Genomic DNA, 26,999 nt, shown 5'->3' with positions numbered 1-26,999 from the left:
TTATTTACGACGCCAAGTCGTGCCTTCTGGGCCATCTTCAAGGATGATACCCAACTCGTTCAGTTTGTCGCGAGCCAGATCGGCATTCGCCCAATCTTTAGAAGCACGAGAGTCATTACGTAGTTTGATCAACGCTTCGATCTCAGCCACTTCATCGTCATTACCCGCATCGCCTTTCAGGAAAGACTCAGGGTCTTGGTGGAGGATACCGATCACATCAGCCAGCTCACGCATTAGCGCACCAAGTTGACTTGCTTCTGCCAGATCAACCGTCTTCAGGCGGTTAATTTCACGAGCCATGTCGAACAGCACTGAGTACGCTTCTGGGGTATTGAAGTCATCGTTCATTGCGGTCGTAAAGCGAGTCACATATTCTTCACCGCCTGTAGGCTCAGCCTTTGTATCAAGGCCGCGTAGCGACGTGTACAGACGCTCTAGTGCTGAGCGCGCTTGGTTTAGGTTGTCTTCACTGTAGTTAAGCTGGCTGCGGTAATGGCCAGACATTAGGAAGTAACGAACCGTCTCTGCATCGTAGTGACCTAGCACGTCGCGAATTGTGAAGAAGTTGCCTAGCGACTTAGACATTTTTTCTTTGTCGACCATCACCATGCCACTGTGCATCCAAGTGTTCACGTACTGAGTATCGTGTGCACAGCATGACTGAGCAATTTCGTTTTCGTGGTGCGGGAACTGAAGATCCGAACCGCCGCCATGAATATCGAAGTGGTCACCAAGAATAGAAGAGTTCATCGCTGAACACTCGATATGCCAACCTGGACGACCAGCGCCCCATGGTGATTCCCAAGTAGGCTCACCTGGCTTAGACATTTTCCAAAGCACGAAGTCAAGCGGGCTGCGTTTCGCGCTTTCAACGTCTACGCGAGCACCAGCTTGCAGTTGGTCAAGATCCTGCTTAGATAGCTTGCCATACTCGTCAAACTTACCCACTTCAAACATGACATCGCCATTGCTCGCCACGTAAGCAAAACCACGCTCGATCAACTTTTCAACCAATGCGATGATCTCTGAGATAAATTCTGTTGCGCGAGGTTCAACGTCTGGGCGCTTCATGTTCAGTGCATCGAAATCAGCGTGCATTTCACCGATAAGGCGCTCTGTCAGTGAATCACATGACTCACCGTTTTCGTTTGCACGTTTGATAATTTTGTCATCGATATCGGTAATGTTGCGCACGAACGTGAGATCATAACCTACGTAACGAAGGTAACGAGATACCACGTCGAAAGAAACAAATGTACGACCATGACCGATGTGACAGAGATCGTAAATAGTGACCCCACAGACATACATGCCGACTTTACCAGCATGAATAGGTTTGAATTCCTCTTTTTGTCGCGTCAGTGTGTTGTATATTTTTAACATGATCTCTATCTGAACTATTACGTTTAAAATGTATCGGCGATTATAACCATAAAGCTTCACAGAATGGAGCGATTAAGCGAAGAAATCTTAGGTTTTCGAGGGAGTTTTTTGCCAACTTAGACCAGACTGAACAAAAAGCATTCCTTTTATTCGCGATATACGTGTTTCAACTATTGCTTGTACAGTGAGTTAGGCTAGAATCATGGCTTCAAACATAAAAACACGAATAGGTATTCATCATGATCACCCTTCACACTAATTTCGGCGACATCAAGATTCAATTGAACGAAGAGAAAGCACCTGAAACAAGTGCAAACTTCCTACAATACTGCCGCGATGGTTTCTACGACAACACGCTATTCCACCGTGTTATCGACGGTTTCATGATCCAAGGTGGTGGCATGACGTCTGGTCTTAAAGAGAAGGCAACTCGTGCTCCAATCAAAAACGAAGCGAACAACGGTCTTAGCAACAAAGTGGGTACTTTGGCTATGGCGCGTACTATGGAACCGCACTCAGCGAGCTCTCAGTTCTTCATTAACGTAAACGACAACACTTTCCTAGACTTCCGCTCAGAGAGCCTGGACGGTTGGGGTTACTGTGTATTTGCTGAAGTTGTTGAAGGCATGGACATCGTTAACAAGATTAAAGGTGTGAGCACTGGTTCAATGGGCATGCACCAAGATGTTCCTCTTGAAGAAGTGATCATCACTGGCTCTACGATTCACGAGTAATCGTTATAAGGGAGGGCTCGCCCTCCCTTTTAGTAAATTATGACAACACTATTCATTTCTGACTTACACCTCTCGCCTCAGTTACCTCAAACAACGGAATGCTTTGTCAACTTCATGCGCAATGAAGCGGTACACGCTGACGCCTTGTATGTGCTTGGCGACTTATTTGAATTCTGGATTGGTGATGATGACCCCTCTGATTTCGCAGCGACAATCAAACAAGAATTTCGTCGACTAACGGACAAAGGTGTTCCTACCTACTTCATTCAAGGTAACCGAGACTTTCTCCTAAGTCATCGTTTCTGCAAAGAGACAGGAATGACGCTGCTCGATGAGCATACAGTGATTGACTTGTACGGTAAAAAAGCCGTGATCTTGCATGGTGATACCCTGTGCACAGACGATATCAAGTACCAGAAATTTCGAGCTAAGGTTCATATGCCTTGGTTGCAATGGATATTTAATCGCCTTCCATTCTTTACAAGACGACGTATTGTTAATAAGATCCAGGGCGATATTCGTGAGGTCAAGACCACCAAGTCGCTTGATATTATGGATGTAAATCAAGATGAAGTGATTTCCTTGATGAACACCACCGAGACAGACTTGATGATACATGGGCACACCCATAGACCTGGCACACACCATTTTGATGCCAACGGTCAGGCAATGACACGAATAGTTTTGGGGGATTGGTATGAACAAGGCTCTGTCTTAGTCTGCGAGCCCCAATCACAACGCTTAGAGACACGTTTTTTCAACAAACCATGAACTAACGCTCGAAAATTCGATAGTTTCATAGTCAAACAAAGCAATTAAACGTTACTATGTGTGAACGTTTTTGAGATACCGATGCAGAATTTGAAATACTCATACATCGCTAGACAGCCTATTCTGGATAGCGACCAAAAAACTGTTGGCTATGAGCTGCTATTTAGGGATGGGCCCAATAACACCTTCCCAGATATCGACCCAGAACTCGCGACAAATAGACTCCTGTCTGAACACTTCCTTGCTACACATTACAGTACGATAGGCGATAAATTAGGCTTTGTTAACTTCCCTTATCAAAGCTTGGTTAACATGGTCCCGACGCTGTTTCCCAAGGATAATCTTGTCATCGAAATTCTCGAAAGCTGTGAGCCTACCGCTGAGTTACTTTCTGCTATCAAAAAAATGTCTCAAGCAGGGTATACCATCGCACTCGACGATTTTGTGCCAAAGAAAGAGTGGCTGCCATTCTTGCCGTACACATCGATCATAAAGATCGACATCCAACAGTATTCGCTGAAGAAGGCACAAACACTGATTGAAAGGCTCAAGCCACACGACATCATTTTCTTAGCAGAAAAAGTAGAGACGTACGAAGAGTTCGAGCTTGCAAAAGAAGTCGGATTTAATCAGTTCCAGGGCTACTTTTTCAGTCGACCGCAATTAATCCGCCGCAAACAGATCAAACCTTCTTTCTTGACTGTGGTTCAACTGTGTAAGGAAATTGCTAACTCAGATATCAATTATGATGAGCTTGAGCGTTTGATTTCATTAGACGTAACCTTGTCATATAAACTGCTGACGTTTGTGAATGCATCGTACCTCATCCGCTCTGAGATCAAATCTTTCAAGCAAGCGCTCGTCTACTTAGGTGAAGAGCGTTTACGAAAGTTTATTTCACTGGTTGCGATTACTTCTACGCAAGATGACAAGCCTGACAGCTTATATAGTTTGTCGATTCAACGTGCGCGTTTCTGCGAACTACTGCTAAAAGACATCAATAGCAATATTGATGAGGGGTTAGGCTTTCTAACCGGCATGTTCTCGCTGCTCGATTCGTTATTTGATCAGCCGCTAGCAGAGTTAGTTGAAAAGATGCCTATCGACAACCTGGTGAAAGCAGCGCTCGTTACTAAGCAAGGCACTCTAGGTAATATCCTATCGCTAGTAAAAGCGTATGAGAGCGCTGACTGGACGACGGTTATCGCACTGAGAGATAAGCTCGAGATCAGTGACGATAAGCTTGCTCGATACTACGATGACGCCATTAAGTGGACTGAAGACTTACTCGCTATCGAGTCAGAATACAATACGCACCTATAAACTCATTTGATTCTAGACCTACCATGAAGCCATGTTACTGTGGCAGCAACTTGAATTATCAAGAATGCTGCCAACCTATACACAACGATGTCACTCTTGCCAAAAAGCCAGAGCAACTCATGCGCGCTCGCTATAGCGCTCACATTACCAAGAATGTTGATTTTGTCGTCGCTACCTACCACCCTAACTGTCACGCCGAACAAGACCGACAAGCCATCGCGGATTCGGTCAACAGTGACTGGGCAAGACTCGAAGTCATTAACAGCGAAGATGGACTTCACGAGAACGAAGGCTATGTGAGCTTCCGCGCCTTCCTGCGTGAAAACGGCATGGAGTACTGTCTTGCAGAGCGTTCTCGTTTCCTGTTTGAAAACGGACAGTGGTTTTATGTCGATGGGGAGATCGACGACTCCATACCCCCGAAGCAGCTGACCGCTGAATCCAGCAAGGTGGGTAGAAATGACCCTTGCCCCTGCGGAAGCGGCAAGAAGCACAAAAAGTGCTGCGGTTGAGTACAGTCGTTAATTGAAAAAGGTCGCTCATTGCGACCTTTTTTAGTGGTATCTGGTTTTAGCGCTCGTAAGCTTTAAATTGATTGGTGAGAGGATCATATTGGTAGCCCAACATATCGAGTTTACCGACCACGCCTTCTACATCCATTTCATACATGCTCACCAACTCTTCAAACGAGTCACATTCTAAACGCAACTTTTCGTTGACGATACCAAGCAAAATAATACTGTCAAAACGGCTCGCATTACTTAGATCCATAATCGTACTCCATAAAAAAAGCTAGCCTTTAAAGACTAGCTGTTAATTACGGAATAGAAAGTGATTTGGTTTGCAAATTAGGCAAGCCAATAAAGCTGTAGCAAACCTACATTGGTGACCATTAAGCTCAAGAAGGCCACCACTAGCTGACCTTTCGCTGGTGCACTGTGTTTAATGATATGCCAACTCCAAATCACCACACCTAGCATTAACATCACTAATGAACTGATCACGGCAGGCGTGTACTCAGCGACAATGTTCGGCTCCCATTGATAGGCATTAAATACAAAGCTCAGGGCGAGCAGCATAGCAAAAACCACGCCCGCAACTGGCAGAATTCGGTGAAACGCCTGAAGACGAGTTTTGGCGATGGTCAACAATAGGTGTGAAAATGCTGTGCCTAATAGTAACCCCGCACAAGCTAGCGATAATGACTGCGCTAAATTGGGCTGCTGGACCACTATAATGGCGGCAAACGAGCCCGCCAAACCATTGGCTAAATGTAAAACCCAAAACGGCCCCTGCTGACGCGTCTTGCCAGTCTGAACCTTGGAGTAAAAATAAAAAATAGCAAACACCACCAAAAACGCTTCGACTTTAAGTGACGCAATCGCCAGCCAAAGTATGCCAATGGCAGGAAGAAGCTTGTGGATACGTCCTCTTTGACCCGGACAAATATCGCCCTTTGCTAAAATAAGGGTAAGGACAAGCATCGCAACCGCTAAGGCAGGAGCGAGAAGAGTCAAAACTGCTGTAATCATGGATGTGGTGTCATTGCAAAAAACATTGGCGCTGATGATATATCAGCTCAAGAAGGAATGCTATCCAGTCGTAATACCCACAATTTGTTTGGGCTTTGAAGTCACTAGAATTGAAGTATATAATGCCCGCCTCCAAAACCAGAGGTCAAAATATGCACAACGACGTTAACCCAATCCATGAGCACAAAAAATACTGGGCTGAATGCTTCGGTACCGCTCCTTTTTTGCCAACCAGCAGAAAAGAGATGGACTCCCTTGGATGGGATAGCTGTGACATCATCATCGTTACAGGTGATGCTTATGTTGACCACCCGAGTTTTGGTATGGCTATCATTGGTCGACTGCTTGAAGCGCAAGGCTTTCGTGTTGGTATTATTGCCCAGCCAGATTGGAGCAATAAAAACGACTTCATGACGCTAGGGAAACCAAATTTGTTCTTCGGGATCACCGCGGGCAACATGGACTCAATGATCAACCGTTACACCGCTGATCGCAAATTGCGTCACGACGATGCTTACACCCCTAACAATGAAGGTGGTAAACGTCCCGACCGCGCGACTCTCGTCTATTCTCAGCGTTGCCGCGAAGCCTACAAAGGTACACCTATTGTTCTTGGTGGTATTGAGGCGAGCCTTCGCCGCATCGCCCACTATGACTACTGGTCAGATAAAGTTCGTCGTTCTGTACTGTTTGATGCCAAAGCAGACATTCTGCTATTCGGTAATGCAGAGCGAGCACTGGTCGAAGTCGCACATCGCCTCGCAGACGGTGAAGATATCAGCACTATGACAGATATTCGCGGTACTGCCGTCAATCTGCCAGCGGCACCTGAACACTACCGCGTCATCGACTCATCTCGCATCGAGAAGCCGGGTAAAGCGTTTGTTCCGCAAAACCCTTATGAGGTCGAGTCGAACTGCGACACCAACAAAACCGAGTCTGCACCAGAAGCGAAGCCAATCACCATTCGTCCTTCACGACACGATGCTGCGACTACCGCGGTGCGCTTACCTCCGTTCGAGAAGCTGAACAACGACAGAATTCTTTATGCTCACGCAAGCCGCGTGATGCACCTTGAGACTAACCCTTATTCTGGGCGAGCGCTGATCCAGCGTCATGGTGACCGTGAGCTTTGGGTAAACCAAGCGCCGATTCCTCTTAGTACTGAGGAGATGGACTATGTATTTGGTCTGCCATATGCGCGTGTGCCGCACCCTATGTACGGTAAAGCAAAAATTCCAGCTTACGACATGATCAAGACCTCGGTGAACATTATGCGAGGTTGTTTTGGTGGCTGCTCGTTCTGTTCTATTACTGAGCACGAAGGTCGTATTATTCAAAACCGTTCGCAAGAGTCGATCATTGGCGAGCTAGAAGAGATCCGTGACAAGGTACCTGGTTTTACAGGTACAATTTCCGACTTGGGCGGACCAACGGCAAACATGTATCGTCTCGGTTGTTCAGATCCAAAAGCAGAAGCCAATTGCCGCCGACCTTCTTGTGTGTTCCCAGGTATCTGTAACAAGCTCAATACCGACCACAAACATACCATCGACCTTTACCGCGCTGCACGTAAAGTAAAAGGCGTGAAGAAGGTCATGATCGCCTCTGGCGTTCGCTACGATCTTGCGATCGAGTCACCAGAGTATGTTCGCGAGTTGGTCACTCACCATGTCGGTGGCTATTTGAAGATTGCTCCTGAGCATACAGAGAAAGGTCCACTCGATTTGATGATGAAGCCAGGTATGGGTACCTACGATCGCTTCAAAGAGATGTTCGAGAAATACAGTGCTGAAGCTGGCAAGAAACAGTACTTGATCCCTTACTTCATATCCGCTCACCCGGGTACAGAAGATGAGGACATGCTCAATCTTGCGTTGTGGTTAAAGAAGAATAACTTTGAGTGCGACCAGGTTCAGAACTTCTATCCATCACCAATGTGTAATGCGACCTCGATGTATTACTCTGAGACCAACCCGCTCAAGCGCGTAAAATATAAAAAACGCGAAGACTTACCGGTTGCTAAAGGTGATCGTCAACGTAGGCTACACAAAGCGCTACTGCGCTATCATGATCCCGACAACTGGCCACTTATCCGCGAAGCGCTCGTTAACATGGGCAAGCAATACCTTATCGGTGACAAGCCGGGCTGCCTCGTACCTGCAGAAGATCTTGATGCACGCACGCCTGCGCAAAGACGCAAATCCGGTCGTCATGGCGCAAATCGTTTTGCGACTAAGCACACTAAGGGACAACCGGATATCCGAACCGACGGTCAGCGCCGCAAGAAACCAGGCCAGCGCTCCGCAGGTGGTCAGAGTCAAGGCCCTGGAAAACAAGGTAACGGTAAACCAAACAGCAAACCAAATGGTCAACAAAGATCAGGCGGAAAGCCAGCTGGCAAACCAAACGGTAAAGGCGCACCTAAACGCCGCGCGCGTGCCTAACCTAACGCCTGCGATTCCGACATTTAGCGAATGGTAGTTTCATAAAAGAGAGTCACTTGTGGCTCTCTTTTTTTTCCGCTCTCAACCCTATCTCTATGCCAATTCTCAATCTGATTTTGATTGTCAAAATGATAAAACACCATTACCACTTCAAGAAAGAAACATAACTTACTGTATTTATTGAATTTAAATTTGGGCACGGCTGTTGCAATACAGAGGTATCAATAAAACTTCTGAGGCAGGGTTATGGCACATTATCTAATTACAATTCCTAAAGCGACCAATCAATCAGTGAGCGTGACTAACACCGCCAATGATGGCGAGCTGGATAGTGCGACCATTTGGGACCTTGGCCATAAAACCGTGATTTGTTGGGGCGACCCAGCAAGTGCTGCCAGTGATGCAGACATCATCGCTGATGTGAGTCTAAACCGCAGCCAATCTTATTGGGGTCGCAGTTGGATTGTTGTCGATAACGATGAGCAAACTGTACAAGCATGCACAGATCGTCTTGGCATCTTCCCAGTTTGGGTTGGCGAACATCAACACAGCACTGCACTTTATACCAGTCGTCAAGCGCTTAGCACCTTTACGCAGCACCAACCCAAAACGTCGAGCGCTCAACGCACGTTAGTGGCGTTCGGCCAGTTGTTTGATGAGCAAACATTATGGGAAGAGATCCGCTGCCTCAATGGGGACACAAACGTCAACATAGATTCAGAGTGCATCAACGTCGAATCTCGTCAAGATACCCCGATTTTAGGTAACGACATCACCCGTTTTGATGATGCATTGGAAGCTTTTGTCGAAGCCGTTCGCGAAGCGTTTCACTGCGGCAGTGAGCCAATGGTGTCATTAAGTGGCGGGCTCGACTCTCGCCTGATTCTGTCTGCAGCCACTGCACTTGGCAAACAGCCAACAACGCTAACCTATGGCTCACCTCTCTCTAGTGACCATCAAATTGCCAAAACTCTTGCCGAGTGTGCAGGGCTTCGTTTGATTACTGGAAACGAGTTCGCGACACCCACTGACCCTAGCACCATTCAACGCGTCGCAGATCTTGGCAATGGTGAAGTCCCTCTTCATCATGCCCATTCGATTCTTGATTCTTCACTATTGGCACAAACCTCTGGGCGCATGATTCTAACTGGCACCGGTGCTGAAGTAGCAAGAGCGTTCTACTACGACCGTGGTTTTCCCGGCTTTAGTATTTTTGGTCAAGGCATGGTAGGTCACACATCACTGATGGAGCGGGCTAAGCGTTACATTCGAGAGGAATATTCGAAATCAGCCACACCCTTTTTCAACTATGCGCCTCAATACAAAGAAGCCATGCTCAGTGACCTAAATAGAATCATTGAACGCTACGCTCATCAATTTGATACACCAGCACGTTTTTTGGACAACTTCTACCTGCAAAATCGAGTGGTTCGCTTTGTCGCTTGCGGGCAGCAAATGTTAGATTCGCACTACCTTCGCAGTCATCCATTTCTCAACAAAGATGCGCTGTATCAGATTGCTCACTTACCAGTGCGCTATAAACTCGCTAGTCGCTTCCATCGAAAAGCGATACAGAAACTGTCTCCAAAGCTTGCCAATATTCGCTGGGACAAAACAGATCAGCCGCTTAGCCAGGGATTGCCACTGAGCTATCGCTACCCTGCATTAACAAGCCGCTTAGGCATGGAGAACTGGGGCAAAAACAGCACACCGATGTACAACTATAGCGAGCTAGCAAAGCACTTGTCTCGCGGCACTATCGAACGCAGCTTGCGTCAGATGAATTGCCTGAACAACATCAAAGATGACCAGACATGGCAACGTGTTCAGCAGCATTTACCGACTCTTGGCTTTAGCGCGGTTTGGTCACCATCGAAGCCGCTAACCGCTATTCAGTCCATCACTGGCGCATAGGAGCAAGCAATGAAGACTCTAGGTTACGTACTCAGCGATTTCCCTGTTCTGTCAGAAACCTTCGTCGGTACAGAGATACGTGCGATGGAAGCACTGGGGTATCAAGTGAAACCCTTTGCCTTCAACATCCATCAAAATGGTGGTCAGCCTGTTGATAAGCCACTGCTAGATAAGGCTGTTTCGCTTTCTAACATTAGCAATTTTTCTGCTCTTGCCATTTGGCTTCGTAACCCATTCAGAAGCGTCAAAGCTCTGTCATTCATTGTTCGTCAAAATGGCCTTCCAAAAAAATCACTGATACGCAGTGCAGGACAACTCGCACGAGTGGCAATAGAGAATGACTGTGACCACCTTCATGCTCATTTTGCTCTGCATACCGCGGCGACAGCGATTGCAGCAAGCAAGCTTTCAGGTTGCCAAGTCTCTTTCGTCGGCCACGGTTACGATGTTTATGCGCGCCCGGCCGACTTGGCTCTTAAGCTCGAATCTTCCAGCTTTTCAGTCTGCGTTTGTGAAGATATGTGTGACCAATTTCTAGAGCTTGCACCCAACCATCCAGTGCATTTAGTTGAATGTGGGATCGAGCTTAACCGCTACCCATTTCATCCCCGCCAACATCACAATGGGCGGTTACTTTTTGTTGGCCGCCTAACAGAGAAAAAAGGGCTGGTTGATCTTCTTCAAGCCATCGCGTTACTTCCAGATGACGAGCGTCCCATGTTGGATCTTGTCGGTGATGGTGAACAGAAATCCCTGCTTGTTGCGCTAGCCAATCAGTTGGGCATTGCTGAGCAAGTACACTTTCTTGGTAGCCGTCCCTCAGAATGGATTATTGATAACGCCTCACACTACTTGGCACTTTGCACCCCTTTTTGTGAAGCGCGTGACGGCGATCGAGACACAGGGCCAGTTGTCGTAAAAGAAGCGATGGCTCTCGGGCTGCCGGTGATTTGTAGTAACTTCATGGGCTGCAAGGAAATGATCGTTGAAGGTACCGGACTGTTAGTACCACCAAAAGATCCCCAAAGTTTGGCGGCCGCCATCGTCAAAACGTATTCACTGACCACCTCGCAGCGAATGAACCAGTTAGACAAAGCGCGAACTCGTGTGACTCGACTATACAGTGCTCGCAGCTCAGCTAAAAAACTGGCCACCGCCATTGAAGGCAACTACCAGTTACAAGGAGCAACACTATGAGCCCCGCTATCCAACAGTCGCTTTACTACGCCGCAGGGCTAGTTTTGATGAAAGGCGTATCGTTTATCATGCTGCCGATTGTTGCTGGGGCGCTGTCTACCACAGACTACGGTCAGCTTGATCTATGGCTGTCCATATTAAACGTCGGTGGCATTATTCTTGGTTTTGGTTTGATAGAAGCGCTTTACAAGCTAGCTGGAGAGGCAAAAGGCAGCGCGTTTGACACGTTAAACAGCACCGCCACAATTCAACAGCTCATAATCGCCGTCATGGCACTCATCGCTGCCGTACCAATTGGTCTTTTTGTGCTGTCCACATGGACACAAATCAGCAGCACAGATTTCATTTTGGTCACGTTGACCCTGATTATCAGCTGTACCATCAACATGCCGCTAACCTGGCTAAGATTAATCGACAATGCTCGCTTGTTCTTTTTTCTAACAAGTAGCAAAGCTGTGATTCAAGCCATTTTAACCTTTGCTTTCTTACATTACGGTTTAGGATTAACTGGCGTATTGCTCTCCGGTCTACTCTCGTCTCTGTACCTAGCAACCCTTCTGTTAGTTAAACAATGGTGTTCACTTTCGTTTAGCTGGGATGCCCAAATAGCAAAGCAAATGAGGCACTATGGGCTACCTCTTATCTTCTCTGGGTCGCTACTATTTGTCGCAGCAGGTGCTGAGCGCTGGATCTTGGCGGCGTCGGTTGGACTAGAATCATTAGCTCAATACGCTATCGCAATGCAGTTCGCTCTCATTGTTGCCTTTCTGTGTGAACCTCTCACTCTATGGTGGTTTCCAAAACGCTTTCAAATACTCAATGAACAAAACGGCGAAGCAAAAACCGTACGTATCGCCGAGACCCTTTGCCACACCACTATTTGGTTCGCGATGAGTATCGCACTATTCGCACCTGTGATTATCGAAAACTGGTTCCCAGCACGCTATCACGAAGCCTCACAATGGATTCCTTGGCTAGCACTGGGCATCGCTTTTAAGCAAATATCCCATACCTTGACCACAGGTTGCTACATAGAAAAACAACCTAAAATTGTTCTAAAAATCAATACTATTATGGCAATCGCAGCGCTTACTGTGTTTACCCTGTCAAGCTGGCTATTTGGGATCCAAGGCGTTGTGTTTGCCTTTGTTGCGCTCTATGCACTACGTGCCTATCTGTTTGACCGCGCCAGCCAAAAGCGCCTGGTGTTGAATCATCACTACATACAACTTGCTGTTCACCTAGCTTGGGTAACCGGCTTTATTGCTCTAAACCAATTGTCACCAATCTATCTGATAGCAGGCTGGCTAGTACAAACCATCCTATTCAGCTTTTGGCTGATACAAAACTGGCGACCTACAGCGAAACAAGCCGACAACGCCATCCACACTGATACGTGCGCTAAACGTTTATAAGGAATTCCAACATGACTTCACATTCAACCCCAACCGTCAGTATTGTCATTCCAAACTTCAACTGTTTGGCATACCTTCCTCAGTGCTTACAAAGCATCGAGCAGCAGACTTATACCCATTACGAAATCCTGTTCGTTGACGATGGTTCCACGGACGGTTCACGTGAGTACTTGACTGATTTATGTAATACCCATCCACATATCTCACTCATTCTAAGTGAGCGTGGAGGGCCTGGCGCCGCTCGCAATCTTGGTGTATCGCAAGCTAAAGGTGAATGGATAGCATTTTTAGATGCTGATGATCTATGGACACACAGTAAACTCGCCGAACAGGTGGCTTTTATGAGTGAGCACCCCAACTGCGTACTTAGCTTTACCAATTACGAGCACATCAATGAAGCGAACGAGTTCATCATTCCATGTTTTCAATACTGGCCCGAGTTTCAACGCCATATTGAATCGCAATCTGCCACTACCGGCTATCAAATGTTAAACCATGCAACCGCAATGCTTTTCAAAGAGAACATCGTCGGTACTTCTTCGGTCATGTGTCGCCGTGATGCTTACCTTCAAGTACAAGGGTTTGACTGTGAATTGCCAAGTGCCAGTGATTGGGATCTGTGGTTAAAGTTAAGTGAGATTGGTGACGTGTCGTTTACCAACGAAATTCGCATGCACTACCTGATGCGCCAAGGCAGCGTCTCTTCGAATGTTCCAAAACGTATTGAAGCAATGAAGACGATTGCTCAGCGTCATGTCAGCTTTGCTCAAGCCCAATGCTCTAAAGCGAAGCGCTTTATTGATGAGCGTTTGATGGACGCCTACTGTGAGTATGCTTCGCAGCACAAAGGTTATTTCCATCGTACAGCAAAACATGTGCAAACCTTCGTCACCTACCCTAGCGTTCGCCGCTTCAAGGCCATGGTGAAAACGGCCATTATCTATTAGCAGAATCTAGCTCTGCCACTCGCTAGTGGTGGAGCTAGATTGTAATTATTCCACATCACCTCACTAAGGCTATCCATTTACCGCCTTCCGCTACATTTTTCCTTTCTCACCCTGCTATTTCTATTTTCAATTTGAGAATCACATCTTCAATTTGAAAAACACACCGCCACAAAACAACAAACCATTGAAATATAACAACTAAATTATTGGCACACTCCATGCAATCTATTAGATGTAGAAACAATTTGGCCATTCAGGACGAGGACAAGACCATGGAACTACTAAAAGCAGAAAGCAACACTCAAACCCTTCAAGTAAAAGTTTTAGGCGATTTTGATGCTCGAGGCAGCCGATCGGCTCAAGCTCAAATTGATGACATCATTCACAATGATGGACACAGAGAAGTGGAAATCGACCTAGAACAAGTGCACTTTATGGATTCTTCCGGCATCGGTGCTATTGTTTATTTGTATAAGCGACTGGTTGAACGTGAACGAAAAATGCGTCTGGAGAATGTCACAGGTCAGCCCCTGCAAATCATCAAGTTACTTCGAATTGGCCAGGCGATTCCGGTCAACACTCACGCCAGTAACGAGTACTTGTAGCCTCATAATATTAGACTAAAGAGTTGGCAAAAATAGGTGGTCACTACATGGATGTAAACACGGGTATAAAACGAGCATTAACCTGTATCTCGGCAAGTCTTCTGGTTGCATGTACCAGTTATCCTGATAATGGAACCGGAGGCACTGCCGAACAATATGTAGGGTCTGACTTTTCCCCTGTCATGCCTGAGGAACCACTCGGACCGGAACACGGACTCCGCTTCGACTGGAAGCTGACCAAACTCCACTTAGATTCACTGATACAAGAGGGCGCTCAGTGGTGTTTTCCCGCTGCCGTGTTGCAGGCACAAGAGAAGCAAAATCGAATCGCGCGAGAGCTTGAAGGTGGCTTGTGGATTGATGCAGCCAATGACATCGTTATCCAACGAAAAAAATTGAACGACCTAGAGCTACGACTAGACTACGTATTGAGTCAAGCAACCTGTGCGCCACCAGCGAAAGGGGCGGCATTTGACGACCAAATGGCTGTCGTCAAACGTATTTACAACTTACTGAACGTCGATAATCAGTTTGCCTATGACTCTATAGAAGTTAACCCTAAGTATATGGGTCACTTGGCAGAGGCAGCAAACATCTTAAAACAGCATCCGAATATTCGATTGTCGGTCACAGGCCACGCAGATGCGACCGGGACCAAAGAATACAACGAACGAATTGCCAAAGGACGCGCGCAACAAGTAAAACGCTACCTAACGATCTTTGGATTAGCGCCGAATCGAATCGACACACATTCTTTAGGCGAAGAGCTGCCTTTGTATGAAGGAAACACACCAGGCATCATGCTCACCAACCGACGCGTTAGCGTTGATGTCATTGCTGATAACTATAGCGCTGCAGAAAGTTATAGCGCCACCGAAAGTAGCCATACTGGATATGGAGCTGCTGACAAGGGAGCACAATAATGAAGCTTCTCAATACCCTGGCGACACTGCTATTGGCAATGATCGTGGTTGCGCTCAGTCCAGCTACGTTCGCTGACGAAAAAAACGTCCAGGTTGGCGACCTTATTCAAGTTGACCTACCTGGAGAGTCTAGCCTTAACCGAGCATTTCAAGTCGACAAACGCGGTCGCATTAATCTTCCTGAAGTTGGGCAGGTCTTCGTCGCCGGATTTGATGAGACGCAGCTTGAATCTGTCGTGGTGGACGCCCTTAGTAGCGTCTTTCGCGATACAAGCAATGTCAAAGTATTCATCGCCGAGCGCCAGATATTAATTTCCGTACAGGGTTATGTTGAGGCACCGGGGGAGTACACCATTCCTCATAACTCGAACGTGCAAATGGCATTGCAGGCCGCTGGAGGCTTGAGAGCCGGTGCACAACTCAACAAAATGATTCACCGCCGCGGAGCAGAGCGCAGTGAGTTTGACTACAAACAGTTTCTTGATACCGGTGATGACAGCGACTTACCTACACTAGAGTCCTTAGACATACTTTTCGTTCCTGCTTCCCCCCTTGTCGGGAACGTCGAGCAAGAATTTGATGCTGCTAAACTTGCGGACTCTGGAGACAGCGCCGATTCACGCCAAGCGATCAAGGTGTTTGGTGAAGTTAATGCGCCAGGCTCTTTCTCTTATAAAGCCAATACAGACCTTGTCGACGTGCTGATGCGCGCAGGCGGTGTAACTCGCTATGCCAGTGTTGAGCAAATCCGAGTTATCAGTAACAACTCCCCTATTCTGTTTAACCTCAAACGCTACTTGGATAGTGGTGACACATCGCTGCTACCACCATTACAGCCAGGTGCAACTATATTTGTTCCCAAGCAAGAAGAGGAAATTAAATCCGGTTCTAACACCGTTTATGTCATGGGTGAAGTAGCAGCCCCTGGTGCGTTCGAGGGCAAGCCGGGAGCGACGTTTATGGATATCCTTGCCAATGCTGGCGGTCCAACACGTTTCGCTGAGTCTCGCCAAATGCGAGTGATTAAGTCCGACGGCTCTATCATTCCCTTCGATTTGACCGCTTATACCGAAGGGCTCAGTAAATCTGAAGCACCACTGATTGAAGCAGGTGACGCGATTTTTGTACCAGAGAAAACCGATATCAACGAAAAATCGTGGCTCAAGATATCACCAGATCGCGCGGTCAATGTTATCGGTGAGGTAGTCAGACCCGGTCGTATAGAATGGTCAGATGAAATGGATCTGATGGATCTGTTGGCCCACGTTGGTGGCCCAAAAGGGCGAGCAGACACTTCTAAGATCGAAGTGGCAAACGGTGGGAAAACCGTGGTGTTCAACTTAGACGAGTTTATCAAAAAGGGCGCTCCTCAATCAGAATTACCCTATATCGCAGCTGGCGCCGTTGTCAGAGTGCACGACCTTCCACAAGATCCATCCGACAACAAAGCTCAGTGGGTAAGACAAAGCTCTGATGCATCCATCTACGTATTTGGTCAGGTCAATGCTCCAGGACGCTATCGCTTTACCAATGAGATGCATTTCCTAGATATTCTCTCCGCTGCAGATGGGCCAACTAAAGATGCAGATATTCACAATATTCGCGTCACCCATCGCGATAAGCCTTATGCAAAAGTCAGTAAGCTCAACTTGTCGACTTACTTTGAGACAGGTGATGAGTCCATTTTGCCTCTAGTGAAGCCAGGTGACACCATCTATGTTCCAGAGAAAAACAAAAACTGGCTCGACAAACCCAAAGAAAAAACAGTGCGCGTACTCGGTGCAGTGAAAAGCCCCGGTCGTTATGTTTTTAATGACAACATGACTATCTTGGATATCTTAGCTCAAGCTGGCGGGCCAGATGAACGCGCGTATGTCAGTAAGATAAGTATCGTGAATATGTCATGCTGCCAAGGGCAAGCTCGTTCATTTGATTTGGTTGAGTTTAGTAAAACAGCAGACATCCGAATGCTACCTGTACTTCGCGCTGGTGACACCGTTTATGTCCCCGATCGCCGCAATAGTTTTGCTGAACAAGCTCGCCTGGGTCTGACCGATATTTTCCGAATCGTTTCAACCATAGCTATTATCGGAGCGCTGTAATGACTATACCTGCCACTCATGCTGAGATTGAAGAGCTGTATCTAAATGCTGAGTTAAAGCAGTGCCGCTCTATTTGCCTTACCGCTTGCAACAGCGGCGAAGGCACAACGACTATAGCAAAAGCGTTGACTGAGCGTTACCTGCTGGCGGGGTATAAAACTCTTTTGGTCGATCTCAATATGTTTAGGCCGAGCTTGGTTCCAATCGACTTCGATATTCCACCAGAGAACGCTGAGTCCTCTGCTCAATTACTTCAGGATCAAGAAAGTGATGCCTCATCGCCCAAAGTATTTCTTGGAGTAAGCGTACCGAACGACCCTAAAACACGTTTGCGGTTTAAAGACCCAATTCAGCTTCGAAAGCAAACCGAGTGCTGGCTTGAAGACTATGACCGTATTGTGTTCGACACCTCACCGATTTTAAACGTCAATCACAATAATATACCGGCTCAGGTTGTCGCTAATGCCTGTGATGGCACTTTTCTCGTTGTACTGAGCGGTGTCACCATGACCAACCAAGTCATGGAGGCCACGCAAATATTGAGTGATGCTACATCAGTTCAACTGCTTGGTTCCGTTCTCAACTATAGAGACCAACCTTCTCTTGCCAGTGAAATCTGCCGTGAAATAGACCGCTTGAGTTGGCTACCCAATCGCTTTACCAATTGGATGAAAACCAAAGTGCGCAACAATCGCTTCTTATCTCAGTCTATTTAAATCGTCATTTTGAGATATACACAGGCAAGTTGTTATTATTCAGTACCTTAACACGCAAATCTTTGTTGCAAATTGACAAACTGTACTATCCTTAGAAGAACAACGTCTAATCAAACAAAGGATTGTAAGTATGACACCTAAGGTACTCTTGGTAGAGGACTCCTCTTCTCTTGCCGTTCTCTACAAGCAATACTTAAAAAATGAACCTTTCGACTTGCTGCATGCTGCGACTGGCGGTGAAGCAAAACGCATACTTGAACGTACGATCCCTTCGCTAATTATCCTTGATCTTCAACTTCCAGATATGCAAGGCGACGAGATTTTGGAATGGCTTGAGGAGAAAAACATTAGCATTCCCGTAGTGGTGGTTACCGCTCACGGCAGTGTCGACACTGCGGTAAAGCTAATCCAAAAAGGCGCCAAAGACTTCCTCGAAAAACCCATACGCGCTGACAGGTTAAAGACGTCTATCCAAATCCACCTCAAGCAAGCTGAACTCGAAACCATGCTGGATGATATTCAGCAAAAAATGGATCGCGAACGCTTCCACGATTTTATTGGTGCCAGCATCCCAATGCAGGGCGTGTATAAAATCATAGATGCGGTGTCCGACACCAACGCCAGCGTATTCATTATTGGTGAAAGTGGTACAGGTAAAGAGGTTTGTGCCAATGCCATTCACAATGAAAGTAACCGCAAAGACAAAGCATTTGTTGCCATCAACTGTGGTGCCATTCCAAAAGACCTTATGGAAAGCGAAGTGTTTGGTCATGTAAAAGGGGCATTCACTGGCGCAGCAACTGACCGTAAAGGCGCCGCCTCGCTCGCCGATGGCGGCACGCTGTTCTTGGATGAACTTTGCGAGATGGATTTGGAAATGCAGAAAAAACTGCTGCGTTTTCTTCAAACGGGCACCTTTACACCTTTAGGTGCCACCAAAGAGCAAAAAGTAGACGTACGCATTATCTGCGCGACCAACCGAGATCCATTATTAGAGGTTCAAGAAGGCCGCTTTAGAGAAGACCTTTACTATCGCGTGCACGTTGTTCCCATTCATATGCCACCGCTGCGAGAACGCGACCGTGACATCGTCACACTAGCCGAACATTTCCTACGTATCTATTCCAAGCAAGATGGACGCAAGTTTGAAACCATAGCGAAAGACGCGCAACGCTATCTGAAACGCTACCCTTGGCCGGGCAACGTGCGTCAGCTGCAAAATATTATCCGCAATATTGTGGTACTTAATGATGAAAAGTCTCTCGGAGTATCACATCTACCGCCCGAAGTCATGGCTTCAACTGCCACTAAATCATCGGCCTCGCAGGCATCTAATAACCGTCTTTCTGTTGTACAGCAGACCAGCCCAGCGCCTAGTCCGATAGTAGAAGCCGCCCCTGAAATGACCACTACTTCTATGCCAATGGAGAGCCCAGCTAGTCACACCTCGCCAAACGCAGAACCAAGCAACTCTCAAGGGGTCACCATCCGTCCAATGTGGCAAATAGAACGGGAGACCATTCAGCAAGCCATTGACTATTGCGATGGTAATGTACTCAATGCTGCGGTGTTACTAGAGCTCAGCCCCTCCACCGTATATCGCAAAAAACAAGCATGGGAAGCCGAAGACAGTGCCTCTTAATCCGGTGATTTGGTTACTGCTCGATAGCCGCTCATTTGGCGGCATAGAGACCCATGTCTTGGAGCTCGCTAAGGGATTGCGCGCTCACAACTACCAGGTAAAGGTGGTATTTTCCAACGAATACCACCCAACTCCGCCGCTAGAAACGGCGCTAAGCCAAAATTCAATTCCTACCATGGCCCTGAGCCGTGAGTATCCCAACACTCACCCACTGTTACGTCTTAAAGAGGCGATTTCTAGCGCTGATCAACACAATCAACGCCCAGCAGTCATTCATACGCATGGTTATAAAGGCAGCCTTTTAGCGCGGGTCACTCGCCTTATTGGCTTCACCAACTCAATTCGTATTGTTTCAAGCTTTCACGCTGGAGAAACGCCAAAAGGTCGCGTCAAACTTTATGATGCTCTCGATAGGTTCAGTGCTTTCCTTAGCGAGCAACGTATCTGCGTCAGTCGCACTATTCAATCGAAGCTTCCTTACAAAAGCATACTGGTAAAAAACTTTGTTCCCAAAGCGCCGCTTGTTTCACTTGCGTCGCGCAGTGTCGCATTTGTCGGCAGGTTAAGTGAAGAAAAAGGCCCAGATACCTTTATTGAAATAGCCACCCATTTTCCAAACCAGGATTTTCATATCTATGGTTCAGGACCAATGGAAGCGCTGTTAAAAGAGATTGCTCCGCCAAATGTGCAGTTTCACGGGCACCAATCCAATATGAATGAGGTTTGGCAAAGCATCGACCTTCTTCTGATCACGTCTCGATATGAAGGGTTACCGATGGCAGCACTAGAAGCGATGTCTAGAGGAATACCAGTCATAAGCTTCGAGCTAGGTGAGCTTCCTAGTGTTATTGATACCGGTAGCAATGGCTGGATCACCTCATCTCCCGAAGACATGAGAGCCACACTAAACACTTGGTTTTCGCTTTCAGACGCAAAACGCTCGCAAATCAAGTATCACGCCCAGCAAACCATTGAACTCAATTACTCTACCGATGTGGTCATACCGACGATGCTCGGGGTATACGGACTCAAAGCGTAAATCTCGCCGCTCAATTTGATTCCCAAAATGAGAAACACTCTGTTTCTTTAATTAAGACTTAATCTACTCCCTCTAGAGAGCCCACTGCACAAGGCCTCCGGCATATTTCCATGTTTGGCACTCTATTTGCCTAGTTAGTCATTATCGACGACCACGTGCTAGGTAATTATGACTCAATCATCCGCCACATCTTCAATCGACCAGGCTAAACACAGCAAACATATTGTGCTGAGTTTGGTTTTGTGTGGTTTGGTTGGGGCAGCATGGGTGTTGGCACCACACCCTGTGATAGGCCTGGTGGTCGCACTGTTACCAATTGGTATTTTGGTGGTACTTAGCCAAACTTTTTGGCTGGTGACTCTATTTATCGTATTTTCGTTCTTCCGAATACACGAAGTCTTCCCGGTACTTTATCCGCTTAAGATCCCTTTGATGCTCTCAGCAGGCGCCTTGGCTGCGCTTATTTGGCATACCGTGTTTAGCCAGAAACTGAGGCTCTATTGGCACCCCACCTACTTTTGGTTACTGGTGTTTTGGGGACTGGTTATCGTCGGTATCCCGTTTGCGTCGAATAAAGGGGTAGCCATCTCCATGTTCACCGGCAACTACGTAAAAATCATCATTATGACGCTTGCAGTAACTTGGCTGATCACCTCATCAAAAGAGCTGTCTCGATTTTCTTTCGCCATTGTTATCGCCGGGCTCATTGTCGGCTGTAAAGCGCTATCAAACTCGATTAACGGCATTGGTTTGGTTGAAGGCTCACGAGTCACCATAGGACGTAGCTTTGGTTCTATGCTAGGCGATCCAAATGATTTAGCACTGGTGCTGATGTTTCCATTAGCCTTTACCGTTGCGACCGCCACTACCCGTGGTGTCGGCATACCAATGCGATTGCTCGCAGCCGCCACTTCCATCGTTCTATTTTTTGCGGTTCTTGCCACGCAAAGTCGAGGAGGCCTGCTAGGCTCGCTCGCTGTTTTCGGCGTGTTTGGTTGGCGATTTATCCAGTCGAAAGTGTTGTTCTTTTCACTCGGCTTTTTTGGCGCGGTGGTACTCTACGCCGTAGCCGGTATTTCAAGCCGATCCTCAGGGGGCGCTGCCGAGTCGGGTATCGATGAGTCAGCAATGGGACGCGTTTATGCTTGGGAAGCGGCGTTTAAAATGGCCGTAGATAATCCCCTACTCGGGGTTGGGCTAGATAACTTCTATTACAATTACTTCTTTTACAGCCCCCATTGGGATGGACTAAACCATGCCGTGCACAGTACCTGGTTCGGCGTGCTTGCAGAGTCCGGTTTTCTCGGCCTAACCGTCTTTTTGCTGTTTATCACCAGTTTGATTAAGTGTGCGAGGCAAACGCTTAGAAATCTGGATAGCAGTGACGACATTCCTCCTTACCTTCGCTCAATGGCCATGGCCGTTTATAGCGGGCTTGTTGGGACCTTTGTATCAGGCACCTTCTTAACACAAGGGTTCGTATGGCCCATTTATATCCTCGCTGCACTCACTATTGCTGTCTCACAAATCGCTTCTCAATTTGAGAAAAACAGAGACTCGCGCGCAGAACTAAAGTAATTAACTGTTTTTATTATAAAAAATTATTGGCTCAGTTCTTGAATTGAACAAAGTACACAGTTGAAACTAGCGACGTCTCGCTGGTTCAGGGAAAGAACAAGGAACATGATTATGGCTACAGCAACTTCATTTGATTTCAAAACTTGGCTTCGAAGCCACCCGAATCCTAAAATGCGTCGCCTGTTTGCCATGTTGAAACGAGCGCGTGCAGCAGGGATCCCAACACCAAGAATTTACAACAAGATAATGTATCGTCTCATCACCGTATTAAAAGGCGGCTTCGATACGCTAACTCGACTTTTCATTTACACGCCAGCATTTAAGGGACGCCTTGCTAGCTGCGGACATTCACTCTATCTCTACAGCGGTCTTCCTTTGGTGACCGGCCCACTAAAAATAGAGCTTGGCAACGAATGCCGTGTATCCGGTCACACCACCTTGAGTGGCCGCACGACGCCTCATCCAGACCCATCGGTCACTCCAACCCTAAAGGTTGGCAGTAATGTTGATATCGGATGGCAAGTGTCTATTGCTGTAGCAGGGAGAGTGGAAATTCAAGACAACGTGCGTATTGCGGGTCGCTGTCAGCTATTTGGTTATTCAGGGCACCCTTTGAATGCCGAGCAGCGCGCTCTAGGAGCTCCAGATGAAGATCATAGATTGGGAGACATTGTTTTAGAACAAGATGTATGGCTAGCAACAGGGGTCACCGTTCAGCCCGGCGTAACGATTGGTAGAGGGACTATCGTCGCCGCGGGGAGCGTAGTAACACACGATCTACCAGCTAACGTTATCGCTGCTGGCTCACCTGCCAAAGCGGTCAAAGAAATCACCCAATAAGAGGATAGAGTAATGCGAGATCTGATTGTTTTCGGTGAAGATTATGGAGCCCTACCTTCCAGTACTCAGCACTTGATAAAGCGCTTAGCGAGCAAAAGAAAAGTGCTATGGGTCAATTCTATTGGTCTCAGACAGCCGCGCCTAACGAAAAATGATATGAGACGCGCGCTCGGCAAAGTGCTTGGTAAAGGTAAAGCGAGCCAGTTTCAACCTACACGCATCGATAAGCCCGCTAGCATGACCATCGCTAATATCCACACCTTGCCTGCACCACGTGCTGCATGGAGCCGCAAACTAGCAGCGAAAGCGATGGCGCACCAGCTCAAACCGATGATCGATAAACTACAGCTTAACGATCCTATTGTTTGGACATCACTGCCTACCGCATCCGATGTCTGTGCGCTCCTTGGACAGCGTTCTATTGTCTATTACTGTGGCGATGACTTTGGTGCACTGGCCGGCGTGGATCACGACACCGTTCTCGAGCATGAAAGTGGATTAGTCGATCAGGCTGATTTAGTGATCACCGCCAGCGAAAAACTATGCTCAAAATTTCCAAGCCATAAAACCCGCTTGCTAAGTCATGGCGTAGATAGCGAGCAATTCTCTACTCCAGCCAAGCGCGCGCTAGATTTACCCAATCGAGGCAGACCAATTGCTGGGTTTTACGGCAGTTTGTCAAATTGGCTCGACTATGAACTACTCAATCAAACCATTGCTGCATTACCAGACTGGGACTTTGTCTTTATCGGTCAAATTGAGCTTGGTTCGCTGCCAATTACTGCGGCAGATAACGTATTTTATCTCGGAGCAAAGCCTCATCAGGAGCTACCAAGCTACAGTCAACACTGGACGGTTAGCCTGCTACCATTCGTACTCAATGAGCAAATCAAGGCCTGTAATCCGCTAAAGCTGAAAGAATACCTAGCTGCGAGAACGCCCGTGGTTAGTACCGACTTTCCAGCTCTCACGGGTTATCGCGAACACGTAAATGTGGTTAGCAATGTCGATGACATGGTGGTCACGCTCAAGCGCATTGCCAACGAGAGCCAAACCCTACCCAAGGGTTTGGTCGATTGCGATTGCTGGGATAATAGAGCAAGCACACTTGAGTTGTATTTGGAGGCACTATGAGCGAGCTTAAGATACGTCTTTTGGTGATGCTGACAGCGGCTTGGCGTCGCCGTTACGCGATTGTCATCCCTATTCTAGTGATGCCCGTCATAGCTTACGCGGTTGGCGCGATGACGCCGCCTAAATACAAATCTCACACCAGCATGTTGATTCAAGAAACGGCGAAAATGAACCCGTTCCTTGAAGATATTGCGGTATCCACCATGCTCAAAGAACGTTTATCAGCGCTAAAAACCCTACTCAACAGTCGTCATGTCTTGCTCTCGGTCGCAAGCGATTTGAATCTTATCAACGATTCCATGAGTCCCTACGAGCAAGATCAAGTCATTGCTAAGATATCCTCGAACTTAGCGGTCAGTCAGCTAGGTAAAGACTTTATCAAAATCGAACACTCTGCCTCTTCACCCGATGGTATGAAAGCGTTACTTGAGTCAGTCAGCGTACACTTTATTGAAGAGCTGCTTGCCCCTGAGCGGTCATCGATACGCGATTCAAGCGAGTTCCTAACCATTCATATTGAGAAACGCAAGCAAGCTTTAGAGAAGGCGGAGCAAGCATTGGCAGAGTATTACAATGCGCACTCGGCTGCCACGCCTGAAATGCAAAGTGAGAATTTAAGCCGCTTGGCTAAACTCAAACAAAAGCTTGCAGAAAAGCAGGCTGAGCTAGCAGGCATTGAGAAAAGCCTCGGTACCTTAGATCAGCAGCTTTCAAAGACAAACCCTATTGTTGGTCGTTTAGAAGAACAAATCATTGAAATCCGTAGTGAATTGACGCTGCTGAAAGCCAAATACACCACCTCTCATAGCGCCGTACAGGCCAAGCTACGTGAACTGCAAAGATTAGAGCAAGAGCGTTCAGTATTACTAAGCAGTGAACAAACTGGATTGGATTCCGATCAGCTATGGGACATTGCCAGCGCAGCAGGTACCGGCAGCAGTAGCCGCGAATTTCAACCACTATTGATTACCCAGCTTCAAAATCTCCAAATAGTGCGCGGACGATACGAGTCGTTGAAACAAGAAACCTCAAGCCTGGAGTCAATGATTGCCGAACTGACCGCCAATGCTAAAAACTATGGTAGCAACGCCAAGCAGCTATTGCGTCTGCAACGTGACGTCACGCTAAAGCGAGAACTGTATGATGAACTGGTAGAGCGCTACGAAATGGCGGAGCTTACTGGCTCACTGGGTATATTCGAGCAGAATAAACGCGTAAAAGTGATTGACCTGCCCTACACTCCCAGCAGTTCAACCAATTTGCCATCTATTGTTTTTGCGATATTGGGGGTCATTGCAGGAATCGCGCTTGGGATTGGCACCGCGATATTCCTCGAGCTATTTGATACGACCATTCGTCGTCGCCAGCAGCTCGAAGACGCCAAGCTACCGGTTATCACCGCTATTCCCAAAATCAGTTTCTAGATTTGCTATTTTGCATGTCATTTCGAGAAATGGCATGCAACCTTTCCTAACCCTCTGTTTTAAAGAACATTAAATTCTTGGCACACTAAGTGCAATTCTCCTAGTAAATAGCGCTGCCATCGTTAATTTGCAACACGACGAGAACGGCGAATGATGTAAGTAAGGAGACGAGAATGATGGCAATTCAGCGTAATCAATCCACAAAGAAGCTATCCATAAAGAATCAAGGCAGAAAAGCAACACTGACCACAGTGCATGTTGTTCAACATTTAGCGCCAGGCGGCCTTGAAACCATGGTCATTGAGCTCCTAAAGCAAACCCCCGCTCACGAGCGCTGCTACATCATCAGCTTGGAAGGTACTCAGCAACAAGCCATTCAACACTGGCCTATTTTAAGACACTTCCAGTCGCAGTTGGTGTTCTTAGACAAAGCAGAAGGGTTTCAACTATCGCTGATTAAACAGCTCAGCGCTGAGCTAAAACGCCTAAGTGCCGACGTGGTTCATACTCATCACATTGGCCCACTGCTGTATGGTGGTATCGCAGCAAGAATGGCACGCATCACAACTTGCATTCATACCGAGCACGACATGTGGCACCTGCAAAACACCAAGCGTCGCCATGTTGAAACACTGGCGCTAAAACTAGTGAACCCTATATTGGTTGCAGACGCAGACGAAGTGAGCAAACAGTTGAATGAGCTGTTTCCATTTACAGAATCAAAGGTGATTAAAAATGGTATCGACTGCAACCGCTTTGTCCCTGCCAACCAAGCTGCTGCGAGACGTATTCTAGGACTACCAGCACACACTCTACTTATTGGTACTGCAGGACGATTAGTTCCCGTTAAATCTCATACAACGCTGATTAAAGCGGTATCACGACTACCTGAGAACACGCACTTAGCGATTGCTGGCGCAGGGCCATTAGAGCAAGAGTTAAAACAGCTTTGCCAACATCTAAACATTGGCCATCGCGTTCACTTTTTGGGATTAGTGAGCGATATGCCAAGTTTTTATCAATCACTGGATTTATTCTGCTTACCATCAAGCTGTGAAGGATTTCCACTGTCCCCACTTGAAGCTCAGGCGTGCAATATCCCTGTCGTGGTAACCGATGTAGGTGCAGCGCGAGAAACCTTGTGCCCTCTCTCTGGGCTTACGACCAAATCCAAACGCGTATTTTCACTATTGGCCACACTCGAAAAAGCCATTGCGACTCGTCACTTATTTACACCGAGAGATTTTGTGGTCGAGCATAACGATGTTCGCACCATGAGCCAAGCTTACCGCGCACTCGCGGTTAAGGCATAAATGATGACTGACGCTACTCA

The 26,999-nt window shown here is 47.2% G+C and carries 23 protein-coding genes; 20 read left to right on the top strand and 3 right to left on the bottom strand.

The genetic code is table 11. From position 1 onward, the window contains the following. A complete protein-coding gene (cysS, locus tag AC6I8Y_RS05855) occupies window positions 1-1,383 on the bottom strand; it encodes a cysteine--tRNA ligase (RefSeq protein ID WP_498021047.1) in 1,383 nt (460 codons plus the stop codon). Between the two features lie 239 nt (window positions 1,384-1,622). Between cysS and AC6I8Y_RS05850 the strand changes: the two genes are divergently transcribed. The 4 genes from AC6I8Y_RS05850 (at window position 1,623) to AC6I8Y_RS05835 (ending at window position 4,723) form a co-directional block, all read left to right on the top strand. Beyond that, window positions 1,623-2,117: a peptidylprolyl isomerase gene (locus tag AC6I8Y_RS05850; RefSeq protein WP_042474457.1), complete on the top strand. Its 495-nt coding sequence runs from the start codon at window positions 1,623-1,625 to the stop codon at window positions 2,115-2,117. 39 nt (window positions 2,118-2,156) lie between these two features. Next, window positions 2,157-2,888, top strand: coding sequence for a UDP-2,3-diacylglucosamine diphosphatase (lpxH, locus tag AC6I8Y_RS05845; RefSeq protein ID WP_498021046.1), 732 nt, complete (start codon window positions 2,157-2,159; stop codon window positions 2,886-2,888). 90 nt (window positions 2,889-2,978) lie between these two features. Continuing rightward, the gene (locus AC6I8Y_RS05840; protein WP_252014657.1) at window positions 2,979-4,211 is read left to right on the top strand and encodes an EAL and HDOD domain-containing protein; all 1,233 of its coding nucleotides are present in this window, start codon (window positions 2,979-2,981) and stop codon (window positions 4,209-4,211) included. Between the two features lie 23 nt (window positions 4,212-4,234). After that, a complete protein-coding gene (locus tag AC6I8Y_RS05835) occupies window positions 4,235-4,723 on the top strand; it encodes a YchJ family metal-binding protein (RefSeq protein WP_498021044.1) in 489 nt (162 codons plus the stop codon). Between the two features lie 58 nt (window positions 4,724-4,781). Here AC6I8Y_RS05835 and AC6I8Y_RS05830 read toward each other — a convergent pair whose 3' ends face one another. Both AC6I8Y_RS05830 and AC6I8Y_RS05825 read right to left on the bottom strand, forming a co-directional pair. Continuing rightward, window positions 4,782-4,982, bottom strand: a complete 201-nt coding sequence (locus tag AC6I8Y_RS05830; protein ID WP_042474451.1) for a DUF4250 domain-containing protein — start codon at window positions 4,980-4,982, stop codon at window positions 4,782-4,784. A 77-nt stretch (window positions 4,983-5,059) separates the two neighbouring features. Beyond that, window positions 5,060-5,743 carry an HI_1241 family integral membrane domain gene (locus AC6I8Y_RS05825; RefSeq protein ID WP_252014106.1) on the bottom strand — a complete coding sequence of 228 codons (684 nt, stop codon included), beginning with the start codon at window positions 5,741-5,743 and terminating at the stop codon, window positions 5,060-5,062. A 152-nt stretch (window positions 5,744-5,895) separates the two neighbouring features. Between AC6I8Y_RS05825 and AC6I8Y_RS05820 the strand changes: the two genes are divergently transcribed. The 16 genes from AC6I8Y_RS05820 (at window position 5,896) to AC6I8Y_RS05745 (ending at window position 26,979) form a co-directional block, all read left to right on the top strand. After that, window positions 5,896-8,190: a YgiQ family radical SAM protein gene (locus AC6I8Y_RS05820; protein ID WP_394152808.1), complete on the top strand. Its 2,295-nt coding sequence runs from the start codon at window positions 5,896-5,898 to the stop codon at window positions 8,188-8,190. A 246-nt stretch (window positions 8,191-8,436) separates the two neighbouring features. Continuing rightward, window positions 8,437-10,104, top strand: a complete 1,668-nt coding sequence (locus tag AC6I8Y_RS05815; RefSeq protein ID WP_498021041.1) for an asparagine synthase-related protein — start codon at window positions 8,437-8,439, stop codon at window positions 10,102-10,104. Between the two features lie 9 nt (window positions 10,105-10,113). Beyond that, window positions 10,114-11,301 (top strand): glycosyltransferase, encoded by a 1,188-nt coding sequence (locus AC6I8Y_RS05810; RefSeq protein ID WP_394152804.1) that lies wholly within the window; start codon window positions 10,114-10,116, stop codon window positions 11,299-11,301. Next, window positions 11,298-12,716, top strand: coding sequence for a lipopolysaccharide biosynthesis protein (locus tag AC6I8Y_RS05805; protein WP_498021039.1), 1,419 nt, complete (start codon window positions 11,298-11,300; stop codon window positions 12,714-12,716). Before AC6I8Y_RS05810 ends, AC6I8Y_RS05805 begins: the two co-directional genes overlap by 4 nt. A gap of 11 nt (window positions 12,717-12,727) precedes the next feature. Beyond that, on the top strand, window positions 12,728-13,663 hold the full coding sequence (locus AC6I8Y_RS05800; protein ID WP_498021038.1) for a glycosyltransferase family 2 protein: 936 nt from the start codon (window positions 12,728-12,730) through the stop codon (window positions 13,661-13,663). A gap of 272 nt (window positions 13,664-13,935) precedes the next feature. Further along, window positions 13,936-14,268 carry an STAS domain-containing protein gene (locus AC6I8Y_RS05795; RefSeq protein WP_394152798.1) on the top strand — a complete coding sequence of 111 codons (333 nt, stop codon included), beginning with the start codon at window positions 13,936-13,938 and terminating at the stop codon, window positions 14,266-14,268. A 47-nt stretch (window positions 14,269-14,315) separates the two neighbouring features. Beyond that, on the top strand, window positions 14,316-15,191 hold the full coding sequence (locus AC6I8Y_RS05790; RefSeq protein WP_394152796.1) for an OmpA family protein: 876 nt from the start codon (window positions 14,316-14,318) through the stop codon (window positions 15,189-15,191). A 38-nt stretch (window positions 15,192-15,229) separates the two neighbouring features. Next, entirely contained in the window at window positions 15,230-17,293 is a 2,064-nt protein-coding gene (locus AC6I8Y_RS05785) for an SLBB domain-containing protein (RefSeq protein ID WP_394152850.1), read from the top strand. Then, on the top strand, window positions 17,293-18,009 hold the full coding sequence (locus AC6I8Y_RS05780; protein ID WP_498021035.1) for a P-loop NTPase family protein: 717 nt from the start codon (window positions 17,293-17,295) through the stop codon (window positions 18,007-18,009). The genes AC6I8Y_RS05785 and AC6I8Y_RS05780 overlap by 1 nt, the downstream gene beginning before the upstream one ends. Before the next feature lie 130 nt (window positions 18,010-18,139). After that, entirely contained in the window at window positions 18,140-19,651 is a 1,512-nt protein-coding gene (locus tag AC6I8Y_RS05775; RefSeq protein ID WP_394152792.1) for a sigma-54-dependent transcriptional regulator, read from the top strand. Further along, window positions 19,641-20,690 carry a glycosyltransferase family 4 protein gene (locus AC6I8Y_RS05770; RefSeq protein ID WP_394152791.1) on the top strand — a complete coding sequence of 350 codons (1,050 nt, stop codon included), beginning with the start codon at window positions 19,641-19,643 and terminating at the stop codon, window positions 20,688-20,690. Before AC6I8Y_RS05775 ends, AC6I8Y_RS05770 begins: the two co-directional genes overlap by 11 nt. 168 nt (window positions 20,691-20,858) lie before the next feature. Further along, window positions 20,859-22,268 carry an O-antigen ligase family protein gene (locus AC6I8Y_RS05765; protein WP_498021032.1) on the top strand — a complete coding sequence of 470 codons (1,410 nt, stop codon included), beginning with the start codon at window positions 20,859-20,861 and terminating at the stop codon, window positions 22,266-22,268. Between the two features lie 111 nt (window positions 22,269-22,379). Continuing rightward, window positions 22,380-23,108, top strand: coding sequence for an acyltransferase (locus AC6I8Y_RS05760; protein WP_394152787.1), 729 nt, complete (start codon window positions 22,380-22,382; stop codon window positions 23,106-23,108). A gap of 12 nt (window positions 23,109-23,120) precedes the next feature. Then, complete coding sequence (locus AC6I8Y_RS05755) at window positions 23,121-24,242, top strand: glycosyltransferase (RefSeq protein WP_498021031.1); 1,122 nt, start codon at window positions 23,121-23,123, stop codon at window positions 24,240-24,242. Next, on the top strand, window positions 24,239-25,666 hold the full coding sequence (locus AC6I8Y_RS05750) for a GumC family protein (RefSeq protein WP_394152783.1): 1,428 nt from the start codon (window positions 24,239-24,241) through the stop codon (window positions 25,664-25,666). The genes AC6I8Y_RS05755 and AC6I8Y_RS05750 overlap by 4 nt, the downstream gene beginning before the upstream one ends. Before the next feature lie 173 nt (window positions 25,667-25,839). Beyond that, entirely contained in the window at window positions 25,840-26,979 is a 1,140-nt protein-coding gene (locus AC6I8Y_RS05745; RefSeq protein WP_394152781.1) for a glycosyltransferase, read from the top strand. Window positions 26,980-26,999 lie beyond the last annotated feature (20 nt).

The organism is Vibrio sp. KUL78 (assembly GCF_059725505.1).
Note: the sequence above shows the minus strand (reverse complement) of the source record. Positions and strands in the feature narration are given on the sequence as shown.